This is a genomic window from Paenibacillus sinensis (assembly GCF_019904155.1).
GTDB classification, from domain to species: Bacteria; Bacillota; Bacilli; order Paenibacillales; family Paenibacillaceae; genus Paenibacillus_AQ; species Paenibacillus_AQ sinensis.
Map to the genome: position 1 here is coordinate 211,434 of NZ_JAHCMB010000046.1, position 13,095 is coordinate 224,528.

A 13,095-nucleotide genomic window follows, 5' to 3' on the forward strand; every position below is an offset into this window, starting at 1 on the left:
CGTGATTTTATGGTTATAAATCCGGTTAGTTTTCAGGTCAGACGTTTATTGAACATCATGAGACCAACATACACATACCATCACGGAGGAGAAGAGCTATGCTGAGAGTCAGACGTACCGGAATGACCTGTGATATCCTACTGCAGGATTTTCATGTCAAAAAAATGCGTGTGCTGGACAAGAAGAAGCTGGAGTTTAACAGCGTGGACGGGAGGGATGTGTATAACATCACCGCACCCTTCAAGGACAACGGGGAATGGACGATCGCGGGAAGAGTTGAGGAAAGAGACAGCGAGGAATCCAACATCGTCTTCTTCAACGAACGGAGCGGAATCTGGACACCGATGGAAGACGGGCCGGTCTTCCCGATGCAGGACCCGTTCTTCAGCTGCATTGGAGGCGAGCTTGTGCTGGGCGGTGTGCAGACGTTCCCGAACCCAGCGGAGCCGGGCGCACTCCTGTGGCGGACTGTATTCTACCGGGGATCTTCCGTCCGCATGCTCATGCCTTTCTTTGTCGGTCCCGACGGGATGAAGGATCTTCGTCTGGTTGAACTGAACGACGGCCGGATCGGCGTCTTTACCCGCCCGCAGGGTGTGAAGGGAGGCCGCGGCAAGATCGGCTTCGTCATTGTGCGTTCACTTGAAGAACTGACGGTCGAGCTGATTGCGGAGGCTCCGCTTCTGGAGGAGCAGTTCATCGAGACCGAATGGGGCGGTGTCAATGAAGCGCGAATGCTCGCAAACGGACTAATCGGCGTGCTGGGGCATATTGCGAGATTTGATATGGACGGTAATCGGGGATACTATCCCATGGTCTTCGCCCTCGATCCGGATACCGGAGCCTTCACGGACATCGAGGTCATCGCGGTGCGGAGCAACTTCGATCTCGGCCCCTCCAAGCGTCCTGATTTGACCGATGTCGTATTCAGCGGCGGACTTGTCCGCAGCGATGACGGCACCGCCATTCTGTATGCCGGAATCAGCGATGCTGAGGCGCACTGCCTGAAGATTCCGGACCCTTTTCTGCGTCTGGAGGCCCTTGACCGGAGCGTCATTACACCTGTGAATTTCTATTAGTTAGTTAATTTAATGTTGGAAAAATGCAAAATTGGTTTAAGTTTTATCTATGAGGAAAAGAAGAAGTTGCCCGAAAGCGGGATGTAACGGCTTCTTTTTCTGCTTTTTCTACACTGGAGTTGTGGTTCCATCTACCCTATTTGCACCGTAGTCATCAAATATAAGAGGAGGCTGGATAAAATGACCCGCATAGCTTATATCGGAACCTACGTGCCGCAAAAATGCGGTATTGCCACGTATACTCACCATCTCCGGCAGAGTATCAGCCAGGCAAAGGGATGGAAAGGAAAAGATCCGGTCTTCGCCATCAAACCGGGCGGCAGCCTGATCGCTTATAATGATCCGGATGTACGCGAGGTTCCCAAGGACAACCGGGCCGCTTACACCAAGCTGGCTGAACGCCTGAACGGAAGCGATATCGGCGTTGTCTCCCTTCAGCATGAATTCGGCATTTTCGGAGGAGAAGCCGGTTCCTACGTCCTGGATCTCGTGGAGAATCTGGACAAGCCGCTTGCCGTAACCTTTCACACGGTGTTCGAGAAGCCGGAAGAGCCTTATTCCAGTATCCAGGAAAGAATCGCCCGCAGAAGCGATCTTATTCTCGTCATGAACCGGAAGGCGAAGGAATACCTGAACCGGTCTTATGGCATTCCTCTTGGTAAAATCAAATATGTTCCTCACGGAACCCCTTCTCCTTTGCCCGGAAGACGGGAAGCATACCGGAAGGTGATGGGATGGGACGGACATAAGATCCTGATGACCTTTGGTCTTCTGGGCAGGGGAAAAGGGCTCGAAACGGTCATTAAATCGCTTCCTGAAGTCGTCCGTGAGGTTCCGGAAACGCTCTATACGATTGTGGGACAGACCCATCCGGAGGTTCGGAAAACCGAGGGGGAATCGTATCGCGAGGAGCTGATGTCCCTTGTCCGCGATCTGGGTCTAGAGAACAATGTGGCGATGATCGACCGCTACGTTGAGGAAGACGAGCTGGCTGGCCTGCTGTCAGCCTGTGATCTGTATGTTACGCCCTATCCGGGGCTGCAGCAGATTACGAGCGGCACGCTGGCCTATGCCGTCGGCCTCGGCCGGCCGGTGCTGAGCACGCCGTATGCCTATGCGAAGGATCTGCTCTCGGATTATCCGGAGCTGCTGATCCAGCCTGGAGATATTCCTTCATGGTCTGAAGGCATGTGCCGTATTCTGGCCGATGAAGATAATCTGCGTCAGGCAGAGTGCCGAATGGCTGCGCTCGGAGCCTCAATGAACTGGCCTTCGGTCGGCCGTCTGCATCTGGAGATGTTCAGTTCGCTGGCGGCGCCGCTGCTTAGAGCGAACTAAGGGAGGTTGATTCCGAGTGAAAGCGCAGAGCGTCAGTCCATCACATATGAGACGGCTTACCGACGGCTGCGGTATGCTCGAGCATGCGCTGGGGCGTATCCCGCGCCGTAATGAAGGATATACCACCGATGACAACTCCCGGGCTCTGTGGGCATGCGTCGCCTGGATTCCGCACGCTTCCGAAGAAGAGCGCCGGGAGTGGGAGGCTCTGGCCGACATCTATACCGCTTTTCTTCTCTGGGCTCAGAACAGGGATGGAAGCTTCCACAATAACTTCGCTTATGATCGGCAGAAGGAGATGGAGCCCCCTTCCGACGACTGCTTCGGGCGAACATTCTGGGCTGCTTCGGTGCTGTGGAGCAGCGGCATGCCGGACAGCATCCGCATCGCTGCGGAGCATATTTTGGGCGCCGCCGCCGCAAGGACGGAGCAGCTTAGCTTCCCGCGAGGCTGGGCTTATACGCTGGCGGCTTATGCCAAGCTCCTTCTCTCGGACGCGGAACCTATCCTCATGGATAAGTCTGCGTTCGCCAAGCGGCTGCAGCTGAAGCAGCGCTTCGACTGGCTGGAGGGCAATCTGCTGCGGAGCTACAGCCAGTCCTCCCGAAAGGGATGGCGCTGGTTCGAGCCGATGTTGAGCTACGGCAACGGCGTGCTGCCGTGGTCTCTGTGGCTCACGGCTCAGGCCGGAGGCCGTCCGGAATCGCTGGTCGTGGCCCGCGAATCGCTCGATTTCCTGACCGAGCGTATGACGGCTCCGGAAGGATGGGTCCGGCCGATCGGCAACGACGGTTGGGCTGGTCCGGACCACTTCAGCCTCTGGGACCAGCAGCCGCTGGAGGTGATGAAGCTGGCGCTGGCTGCTTCCGAGGCTTACCGCGTGCAGCGTCTGGAACGTGACGCCGATACGGTCCACCGCTGCCGGGAATGGTTCTTCGGCGCGAACGACTGCGGCGTCCCTCTGGCCGATCCGTCAGACGGCAGCTGCTGCGACGGGCTGACGCCGGATGGCCCGAACCAGAACAGGGGAGCGGAGTCGACGCTGGCCTATGTGCTGACCGAAGCGATTTATCTCGAGGTCGCAGAACTGAAGCAGCTCGAACGCGGTACAGGGAGGGCTTCTGTAGAGCAGCGAACGGTCTTGAAGTAAGTTGTGTTCTGAATAAGGCTACAGAGGACTCCGCAGACTTGGGCTGCGGGGTCCTTTTTGGGCTGGGAACTGCGCTCGTGTGCCCTCGCTTCAAATCGGGACCCCGCCAAACGTGATCGCCTATAGACGGGTCGGCTTACATACAATCTGCTACTCTAAGACTGAAGGAGGGAGGGATCAGAATGAATATGCTGGAAGGCATGAATGAGGCGATGTCATACATTGAGGACCGGCTGACGGAGAACATCGATTTCAAGGAGGCCGCGAGGGTAGCGCTGTGCACGGATTATCATTTCAAACGAATGTTCAGCTTCCTGTCCGGGATTCCGCTCTCGGAATATATCCGGCGAAGACGTCTGACGCTGGCGGGATTCGAGCTTCAGCAGAGCGATGGGCGAATCATCGATATTGCGCTGAAGTACGGCTATCAGTCTCCGGATGCTTTTGCCAAAGCGTTCCAGCAATTTCACGGCTTGACGCCGTCGGAGGCCAGAAGCAAAGGGCAGCCCCTCAAAGCCTGGCCCCGAATGTCCTTTCAATTGACGATCAGAGGAGGAAGCGAAATGAACTACCGGATTGAGGAGAAGGGGGCCTTCCGCATTGCCGGGATTTATAAGAGAGTTCCCATTGTATTCAGCGGAGTGAATCCCGATATTGCGGCGATGTGGCAGAGCCTGGATCTGCCGGCAATTGAACGGTTGAAGTCATTGTCTGACACCGCTCCGCATGGCCTGATCAGCGCCTCAACGAGCTTCTCGGAAGGCCGGATGGAGGAGAAGGGGGAACTGGATCATTATATCGGCGTTGCAACCGTTAGCGAAGTTCCCGGAGACTTAACCGTGCTGGCGGTGCCTGCCGGAACATGGGCCGTCTTCGAAGCGGTCGGGTCGTTCCCCGATGCCCTGCAGAATGTCTGGGGAAGAATTTATTCGGAGTGGTTCCCGGCATCCTCATATCAGCAGGCGGAAGGGCCGGAAATGCTCTGGAACGAAAGCAAAGATACATCTTCACCGGCATTCCGGAGCGAGATATGGATTCCGGTAAGTCCACGGGACAGCAAAGATTAAAATGCAGCGGCAATGGACATATGCGCAAAAAGGGCTCTCTCCGTCAGAAGACGGAGAAGAGCCCTATTAGCTGGATCGGGAGATGCCTGAGCCGGAATTACTTGGCTTTAAGTCCCATCGACTGCATCAGCTTGTCGAAGACTTCCGTGTTCTCGAAGATGCCGGTGAACAGGTTGGCATTACGGCCCGTTGCGGTAACCGGAATGTCAACGGCGGTGTGGCCGGAGGTTGTCCAGTCCACGACGAAGTTCAGCTTGGAATTCGCGATCGCGAAAGGACCGTCTTCCTTGGAGATGCCGTCGCCGGATTCATCGTCCGCGTTCACTTCCTCGATGGAGAAGCCGCCGGTTTCATGGTCGGCCAGGACAAGCACGAGCGTATCGGGATTCTTGCTCGCAAAGTTTTTGGCGACCTGAACGGCCTTGTCCAGCTCCTGGCCGGATTTGATCGTCATTTTCGCGTTGTTCTTATGGGCGAATTCGTCAGTGCCTTCTTCTTCAACCATAAGGAAGAAGCCCTTTTTGTTCGTCGAGAGTGTAGTGATGGCCGTCTGGGTCATTTCAGAGAGGGAGACGACCGGATTGTAGATGTCGCCCTTGCCTTCTTCATTTTGTTGGAACATTTCTTCGTTCGCGAACAGGCCGAGCAGCTTGCCGCTCTTCACCTTTTTCATGTCCGCTTTGGTGGAGACATACGTATAGCCAAGCTGCTTGGCTTTTGTAACCAGATTGCCCTGTGTGCCCTTGCTCTTCTCCGAAGGATCTTCAGCCGGGGTGTCCTTGAATTTACCGGCGTCGCCTGCCGGATACCAGAAGTCTTCCCCGCCCCCGAGGATCACATCCAGCTTGCTCTTGGTCAGGTACTGCAAGGCGATATCGCTCTGCTTGGAGCGGTCATCGACATGAGCGCCGAACGCTGCGCCGGTGGCGTCGGTCACCTGGCTGGTCGTCACGACGCCGGTCGACTTGCCTGCATCCTTGGCATATTCCATAATCGTCTTCACGGATTTCTTGTTGGCATCGACACCGATCGCTCCATTGTATGTCTTGACACCGCTGGCATAAGCGGTAGCCGAAGCAGCCGAGTCTGTAACCGGTTCAGTGGAGCTAGTATGAATCAGGCCGGCGAAAGGCATGGCGTCCATGGCCAGCTTGCCCGATTCTCCGACCGTAGCGAGCCGGATCGCGTCCCGCTGCGCCATTCCCATTCCGTCTCCCACAAACAGAATGACGTTCTTCGTCTTGGAAGTAGCAGCTTCCGCCTGCTTGGTGTCTTGTGCCGCAAAAGTTCCCGACAGGAGCAGAGCGGTTGCCGCAGTTCCGGCAATTACAGATTTAATACCAAACATTTTCCCCGATTTCATGTTTCTCCTCCTAGTATGTGGTTGATTTCCTCTCCTATCGTAGAAGAGATAGATTAAGAGAATGTTTTCGGAATTCGCAAATATGGTTAAAGGGCGGGGAGGTTATAGCCATTCCATTTTCGGTATTAACTGCTGTCGTACCGCAGTCCTGGACCAAGTAAAAATGCAGAATGGAGAATAGGAATAAAGTCCTGTTATTAATGAGATCGAGAAGATCTATTGACGGCTTCGACATGTGATGGCATAATAGGACTAATTTCAACATGATTCTCTTTGATAGCGCTTCCGTATTGATGGTGAGCTATTTTTTTTGAACAAAGAGCAAACGTTTGCGCAAGTGGAGTTGCACAAGCAGGGGACTTCGGAGCGGCGTGAGTGCGAACAAGATGAAGCGGATCATTCAGTTGACTGTTAATTCAGCACTATAGATGTTCGGCAGGATTCTCAATGATATCAGCAAGATATTTAACGAGGTTCTCAGCAGTTTCAATTATGCAAACGTATACATAAGTTGTTATCTGAATTATAAGGCTTCCTATCGTTTACTCACGCTCTCCGCAAGGAAAGCGGGTAAAAATATAATAGGTAAGGGGTATGACATGAAGAAGAAAGTAAAACCGTTATTCAGTTTTCTGCTGTTTGTCGTTCTGCTGCTTCAATCACTCGGATTTCCGGTAACTCCAAGTCAAAGCACTCTTGTAAGCGTTCCAACCGCCCAAGCGGCGGCGGTCGATTACGGTCTGCCTGCCAAGACAGCGGACGGAGTAATTTTTCATGCGTGGAACTGGTCATTTGACAATATTAAAAATAACCTTCCGGCGATAGCGGCCGCGGGCTTCAAGTCAATTCAGACTTCGCCGATTCAACCGACGAAGGAGTCATCAACGGAGGGAAGCAAGTGGTGGCTGCTCTATCAGCCGACTTATTTCTCCGTAGGCAACACGCAGCTTGGCAGCCGTGACCAATTCCAGCAGCTGTGTACGGAAGCTCACAAGTACGGCATCAGCATCATTGTGGATGTGGTTGCCAATCATACCGCCAATGCAGGCGGCGGCAGCCTGACCTATACGCCGGCATCCAATGTCGATCCGGTTATGCGGAACAATTCGAGCTTCTGGCATGAAGCCAAAGGTATTAGCGATTACAATAACCGCTGGCAGGTTACCCAATGGGGCATCGGCCTTCCCGACCTGAACACCGGCAATCAGGATCTGCAGAACATGGTCATCTCGTTCCTGAATGACGCTGTCTCGCTCGGTGCCGACGGATTCCGGTTCGACGCCGCCAAGCATATCGAGCTGCCGGACGATTCCGGAGGCTCCAACTTCTGGACCCGGGTACTGGGTTCGCTGAACAACCGCTCGAACCTGTACATTTACGGGGAGGTTCTGCAGGGCGGGGCGGACCGTTTTGCAGATTACGCCAACTATATCAATCTTGCAGCTCCCAACTACGGCCATAATATCCGCAATGCGGTAGGCTTCGGCACGACGGCCAACGCCAGCTCGGCTCTGTCCTACGATGCGAACAACGTCAGCCCGTCCAAGCTTGTCACCTGGGTCGAATCCCATGATACCTACGCCAACGACAGCAATGAATCGACCGGACTGAATGATTGGCAGATCAAGACGGGATGGGCGATCATCGCGTCCCGCGCCCAGACAACTTCGCTGTTCTTTGACCGTCCGGGCGGCAGCGGCAAGTTCGGTACTGCCCTGGGACAGACTGGCAGCACACTGTGGCAGGACCCGGATATCGCCGCCGTCAACAAATTCCACAATGCCATGGTCGGACAGACGGAGTATTTGAGAACGCAGGGCAGCCAGATTCTGCTGGTTGACCGCGGTACCGTCGGTACGACGATCGTTAATCTTGGCGGTGATGCCTCTATCAATTCCACGACGAGTCTTGCGGATGGAACTTATGTGAACAAGGCGAGCGCAGGCGGAACCTTCACCGTATCGGGCGGCAAAATCACCGGCAATCTCGGCGGAGGCAAAATCGCTGTCCTGTACAACGCGGTCCAGCCGGTTCCTACCGTTACAGTCGATAAGGCTGAAGGCGCCTTTACTACCGATTCGCTGGCAGTCAACGTCAGCGCAACGAATGCAGACAGTGCCAGTTATTCGGTTAACAACGGAACTTCGGTATCCTTTACGTTGAGCACAACTGTCAATCTCGGCGCTGGCGCCGCCTTTGGCACCTCGTTTGCACTGAAAGTAACAGCAGCCAATGCCGCAGGCACGACGGTCAAGACTTATACGTATGTCAAAACCGACCCCAATGCCGCGCTGGTTGTCCATTATTACAAACCGTCCAGTTGGGGAACGCCGAACATTTATTACTATGACGACACCGTAACACCGACGAAGATTGGAGCGGCATGGCCGGGAACCGCAATGACCAGCGAAACGGGCAGCTGGTACTCATACTCTATCGCAGGCTGGACAAAAGCCAAGATCATTTTCAACTCGGGCAGCAATCAGATGCCAGCCGCCCAGCAAGCGGGATACTCCGTTACCGGTGAAGCCTGGATCAAGGACGGTGTGATCTACACGTCCAACCCGGATGTTGTCGAGCCGACGATTACGATCGACAAGGCTGAAGGCGCATTTACGTCAGATAGCCAAGATGTAACCGTAACGTTCAGCAATGCGACATCGGCTTCGTACACACTGAACGGCAGCGCTTCCGCTTCGCTCACTTCAGGACAGAAAATTTCATTTGGAGCGGGCGCAGCTTCCGGAACGACCTATACGCTGACCGTCACGGCTTCCAACGCCAGCACGACAACCACCAAGACCTTCACGTTCACGAAGCAGACGGCTCAGGCTCTTACCGTTCACTATTACAAACCGTCCAGTTGGGGAACTCCGAACATTTATTACTACGACGACACTGTAACGCCGACGAAGATCGGAGCAGCATGGCCGGGAACCGCCATGACCAGCGAAGGTAACGGCTGGTATTCGTATTCCATTTCGGGGTGGAGCACGGCTAAGGTCATCTTCAACTCCGGAAGCAATCAGGTTCCTGCGGCCCAGCAGGCGGGATACTCCGTAACCGGAGAATCTTGGATCAAGGACGGTGTGATTACTACGTCCAACCCGGATGTGGTAGCGCCGACGATCACGATCGATAAGGCGGAAGGCATATTTACGACAGATAGTCTGGATGTTACCGTAACTTACAGCAATGCCACTTCGGCTTCGTATACGCTGAACGACAGTGCTTCCGCTTCGCTCGCTTCAGGACAGAAAGTTACGATCGGAGCGGGGGCGGCCTCGGGAACAGTCTATACGCTGACCGTTACGGCTGCCAATGCCAGCAAGACGACGACCAAGACCTTCACGTTCACGAAGCAGACTACGCCATCGTTCACCGTACATTTCTATAAGCCGTCCGCTTGGGGAACGCCGAACATCTATTACTATGATGATTCCGTCTCGCCAACGAAGACCGGAGGCGCCTGGCCGGGCAGCGCGATGACGAATGAGGGCGACGGCTGGTATTCTTACACAATCAGCAACTGGAGTCAAGCCTACGTGATCTTTAATTCAAACGGCCAGCAGACCCCTGCCTCCCAGCAGCGCGGATATCTGGTTACCCAGAATTCGTGGATCAAAGACGGCGTGATTACGACGACCAAGCCTTAAGTTTTTCCGGGCAGCAATTAGATGAATTATCTTCAATGCAAAGGGAAAAGGGACGCTAACTCTTCGTTAGCGCCCCTTTTTACATTAGCGAATTAATCCCCATAGGCTTACACACTAACCTCATTCCACTCCGGCTGGACGGTCAATGGAACATGATACGCCTTCGCACTATGAATCAAATCGATAAATCGGGACAGCGCCTCCGTCTTCATGGCACCTTTCCGCCGGATGAAGAAGGTTCGGGTTGAGCCGAACTGGGCCGGAACTGGAAAAGATTTCAGCAGTCCCTTATCCTCGTAATACTTAATAGCGGAACGGGGAATGAAGGAGACTCCAAGATCGGCGAGCACGCCCTGAATGATCGAGTCCACATGATTAAATTCCATATACCGGACCTTGCTGACACCGTTAAATTTCAGCCAGCGTTCCAGCTGATTCCGGTTCGGGCAGCCATCCGAGCTCATGAGAAAGGGCCTGCCATATGCACTTTGAGCATCCTTGTACTCGGGACGGGAGACGATGACAAGCTCTTCCTTGATCTCCAGCTCTTTGATGAGATCGTCATTGTCCATAGACGGAAGCTTCACAAAAGCGCCGTCAAGCTCATAATGGAGCACTTTGTACAGAAGATCATCCGCCGATCCCGTGAACAGCGACAAATCCACGTCGGGGTAGGCATGATGATACTCCGCCAGCACATTCGGCAGATGCAGAGAAGAAATGCTGTGATAGGCGCCAATGGCCAGTGAGCCGGAAGGGGTGTCGGGTTCGCTTAAGAAGCGGGAAGCAACATCCAGCAAGTGCAGAATCTGCTCGGCGTAGGTCAACAGCTTCTCGCCCGCCGGAGTCAGAATCATTCCCCGCTGCCTGTAGAAGAGGGGTGTTCCCAGCTCCGCCTCCAGCTGCTGGATTCGGGCTGTAACATTGGACTGTACGTAGCCAAGGCTGGCCGCCGCTTTGGTAATGCTGCCTTCCACCGCTACCGCCCGGAATATGCGCAGCTCATTGCTTTCCATACGATCAGCTCCTTCATCTCTATAACTATCAGTCAGAACGAATCATAACATCATTTTTATTCATTTTACGTGATGTGTAAATAGTTGTAAACTAACATCGAAGAATCAACGTATTTCAATCGAAAAAGGGAGGTTTGAGCATGACAGTTAACAATAAGGCGGCAGAGGAATCCGGCACGTTCACAATCGGCGGCGATCTCAAGGTGAACCGCCTGGGCTATGGAGCCATGCAGCTGACGGGTCCCGGTATTTGGGGAGAGCCCCGGGACCCCGAAGAAGCGGTGCGGGTGCTGCGGCGCGCGGTGGAGCTCGGCGTTAATTTCATCGATACCGCGGATTCCTACGGTCCGTTCATCGCGGACAAATACATCCGGCAGGCGCTGCATCCGTACCGGGACGGCCTGATTATTGCAACCAAGGTAGGTCTGACCCGCTCTGGCCCGAATGACTGGCGTCCGGTAGGCCGTCCGGAATATTTGCGGCAGCAGACGGAACTGAATTTGCGCAACCTCGGTCTGGAGACGATTGACCTGTTACAACTGCATCGGATCGATCCGAAGGTTCCGCTGGCGGAGCAGCTGGGCGAGCTGACCCTGCTTCAGCAGGAAGGGAAGATCCGGCATATCGGCCTTAGCGAAGTGTCGGTAGAGCAGCTGGAGGAAGCGAGCCAATACGCCAAAATCGTATCCGTACAAAATCTGTACAACTTATCCCAGCGTACCGCCGAGCCGGTTCTGGAGTACGCCGAGTCCCATAACCTGGCCTTCATCCCCTGGTTCCCGCTCGCGACTGGCGCTCTGGCGAAGGAGGGCGGCAAGCTGGATACGCTGTCCAAGCGGCTTGGTGCGAAGCCTTCGCAGCTGGCGCTTGCCTGGCTGCTGAAGCGCTCGAAGGTTGTGCTGCCGATTCCCGGCACCTCGTCTGTGGCGCATTTGGAAGAGAATATCGAAGCAGCTGGTATTACGCTTAGCGACGCGGATTTCGCCGAGCTTTCCAATCTAATATAAGCAGAGTCTGGATAGGAGGAGAATTTATGAGAACACTGGTGATCATCGCTCACCCGGATTTGCAGGCTTCCCGGATCAACCGCTCATGGGCGGAGGAGCTGCAAGCTCAGGAGAATGTTACGATTCATTCGCTGTACGGGATATATCCGGATGGAGACATCGATGTCCGGCGGGAACAGCAGCTGCTGGACAGCCATGACCGGATTATTTTTCAATACCCGTTATATTGGTACAGTACGCCTTCACTGCTTAAGCAATGGTTCGATCAGGTACTGGAACTAGGCTGGGCATATGGCCCCGGCGGCGAGCATCTTAGCGGCAAGGAAATCGGAATCGCCATTTCGACGGGCGGCCCTGCGGATTCGTACCAGCCCGGCGCCTACAATCTGTTCACCCTGCATGATTACACCAAGCCGATCCAGGCTTTGGCTTATCATGTCCATGCGAGCTATTTGCCCCCGTTCATTCTGAATGACGCGCGAAATGTGACCGATGAGCAACTGGCTGCGAGCCGAAAAGCTTATATTGAGCATTTGGCTACAGCACAGCCCGTAGCTTTGGAAATCATCCAATAACATGATGTATTAAGGGGCTGTCCCAGAAGTAGAAATTCTACTTGTTGAGACGGCCGCCTTTCAATTTTAGAACTGTAAAAGTCAGCAGAGCAGCGCTTCTCCTGTTATTGGAGAAGCGCTGCTCTGCGTGTGCGCCCGGTTGCCAATGGCAGTAAAATGGGAGACGTAGTATTTTTTCCATAATAGGATATAAATGTTGAGTTTTGTTAATGTAAAATAAATGAATAAATGTTAGCTATGTCCTTTGCACTTCCATTAACTGCATATGGATATGATTTGGATTGGAATTGGGTATATGATGATCCAACGACAGTATCCGTATATATTTCTTCAACAGTACCCAACTCTAGCGATGTCGTAAGTGGCTATGATAATTGGGACAGTTTGCCGGAAGTTCAAACATACAGAAGTTATGATCTTGACTATGCAGAAGCTTATATTACATACTAAACGGTTAATACGGGTGCTGTAGCTAGTACATCAAGAATAGGCACTTCCGATTGGAAGCAGATTTCAATACGTCCCCCGTTTAACAATATTACAGCAATACAACGCCAAGAAACCATTGCTCATGAAATGGGACATTGTTGGGGATTAAATGATATCTATGATACAAGTCTCATGAGTTCAACCTTAATGAGAGGCGATGGTTTTAATAATTACGCATTCCCTTATCAGGATGACAAGAATGGAATAGCTGCATTATATTAAATGAAATTTCATCCACTGCACCAGCTGCTCTAAGCCTTTCGCGTATTGGAGGAGCATACACCATCCTTCCCAGTTCTATCCCACGAAATTTATGGCGCGTGTGTACATGACAAGGGTAAACAAGAGCATTTAT

At 53.5% G+C, this 13,095-nt stretch carries 10 protein-coding genes; 7 read left to right on the plus strand and 3 right to left on the minus strand.

All coding sequences use genetic code 11. The features are described 5' to 3' along the window. The first annotated feature begins 98 nt into the window (after nt 1-98). The 4 genes from KIH86_RS05305 to KIH86_RS05320 all read left to right on the plus strand — a co-directional run bounded on the left by KIH86_RS05305 (nt 99) and on the right by KIH86_RS05320 (nt 4,634). The gene (locus KIH86_RS05305) at nt 99-1,079 is read left to right on the plus strand and encodes an MTP-1 family protein (protein WP_223086857.1); all 981 of its coding nucleotides are present in this window, start codon (nt 99-101) and stop codon (nt 1,077-1,079) included. 180 nt (nt 1,080-1,259) lie between these two features. Further along, on the plus strand, nt 1,260-2,417 hold the full coding sequence (locus tag KIH86_RS05310; RefSeq protein ID WP_223086860.1) for a glycosyltransferase family 4 protein: 1,158 nt from the start codon (nt 1,260-1,262) through the stop codon (nt 2,415-2,417). A gap of 16 nt (nt 2,418-2,433) precedes the next feature. After that, nucleotides 2,434-3,567: a glycosyl transferase gene (locus KIH86_RS05315; protein ID WP_235775269.1), complete on the plus strand. Its 1,134-nt coding sequence runs from the start codon at nt 2,434-2,436 to the stop codon at nt 3,565-3,567. Between the two features lie 182 nt (nt 3,568-3,749). Then, nucleotides 3,750-4,634, plus strand: coding sequence for an AraC family transcriptional regulator (locus KIH86_RS05320; RefSeq protein ID WP_223086863.1), 885 nt, complete (start codon nt 3,750-3,752; stop codon nt 4,632-4,634). A gap of 97 nt (nt 4,635-4,731) precedes the next feature. Here KIH86_RS05320 and KIH86_RS05325 read toward each other — a convergent pair whose 3' ends face one another. After that, entirely contained in the window at nt 4,732-5,997 is a 1,266-nt protein-coding gene (locus tag KIH86_RS05325) for an alkaline phosphatase (protein WP_223086865.1), read from the minus strand. A 599-nt stretch (nt 5,998-6,596) separates the two neighbouring features. On the opposite strand from KIH86_RS05325, the gene KIH86_RS05330 reads away from it, so the two are divergent. Next, nucleotides 6,597-9,653, plus strand: a complete 3,057-nt coding sequence (locus KIH86_RS05330) for a starch-binding protein (protein WP_223086867.1) — start codon at nt 6,597-6,599, stop codon at nt 9,651-9,653. A gap of 107 nt (nt 9,654-9,760) precedes the next feature. Here KIH86_RS05330 and KIH86_RS05335 read toward each other — a convergent pair whose 3' ends face one another. Beyond that, on the minus strand, nt 9,761-10,669 hold the full coding sequence (locus tag KIH86_RS05335) for a LysR family transcriptional regulator (protein ID WP_223086870.1): 909 nt from the start codon (nt 10,667-10,669) through the stop codon (nt 9,761-9,763). A 140-nt stretch (nt 10,670-10,809) separates the two neighbouring features. Here KIH86_RS05335 and KIH86_RS05340 point away from each other — a divergent pair, with 140 nt between their 5' ends. Then, the gene (locus tag KIH86_RS05340; RefSeq protein WP_223086872.1) at nt 10,810-11,676 is read left to right on the plus strand and encodes an aldo/keto reductase; all 867 of its coding nucleotides are present in this window, start codon (nt 10,810-10,812) and stop codon (nt 11,674-11,676) included. Between the two features lie 26 nt (nt 11,677-11,702). Further along, a complete protein-coding gene (locus KIH86_RS05345) occupies nt 11,703-12,251 on the plus strand; it encodes an NAD(P)H-dependent oxidoreductase (protein ID WP_223086875.1) in 549 nt (182 codons plus the stop codon). 652 nt (nt 12,252-12,903) lie between these two features. Here KIH86_RS05345 and KIH86_RS05350 read toward each other — a convergent pair. Then, nucleotides 12,904-13,095, minus strand: a 192-nt coding sequence (locus KIH86_RS05350) for a hypothetical protein (RefSeq protein ID WP_223110334.1), incomplete at its 5' end; no start/stop codon positions are given.

What these genes read in the sequence shown, in the direction of transcription:
- KIH86_RS05305 (WP_223086857.1), top strand. Translation starts at nt 99, where the DNA reads ATGCTGAGAGTCAGACGTACCGGAATGACCTGTGATATCCTACTGCAG.
- KIH86_RS05310 (WP_223086860.1), top strand. Translation starts at nt 1,260, where the DNA reads ATGACCCGCATAGCTTATATCGGAACCTACGTGCCGCAAAAATGCGGT.
- KIH86_RS05320 (WP_223086863.1), top strand. Translation starts at nt 3,750, where the DNA reads ATGAATATGCTGGAAGGCATGAATGAGGCGATGTCATACATTGAGGAC.
- KIH86_RS05325 (WP_223086865.1), bottom strand. Translation starts at nt 5,997, where the DNA reads ATGAAATCGGGGAAAATGTTTGGTATTAAATCTGTAATTGCCGGAACT.
- KIH86_RS05330 (WP_223086867.1), top strand. Translation starts at nt 6,597, where the DNA reads ATGAAGAAGAAAGTAAAACCGTTATTCAGTTTTCTGCTGTTTGTCGTT.
- KIH86_RS05335 (WP_223086870.1), bottom strand. Translation starts at nt 10,669, where the DNA reads ATGGAAAGCAATGAGCTGCGCATATTCCGGGCGGTAGCGGTGGAAGGC.
- KIH86_RS05340 (WP_223086872.1), top strand. Translation starts at nt 10,810, where the DNA reads ATGACAGTTAACAATAAGGCGGCAGAGGAATCCGGCACGTTCACAATC.
- KIH86_RS05345 (WP_223086875.1), top strand. Translation starts at nt 11,703, where the DNA reads ATGAGAACACTGGTGATCATCGCTCACCCGGATTTGCAGGCTTCCCGG.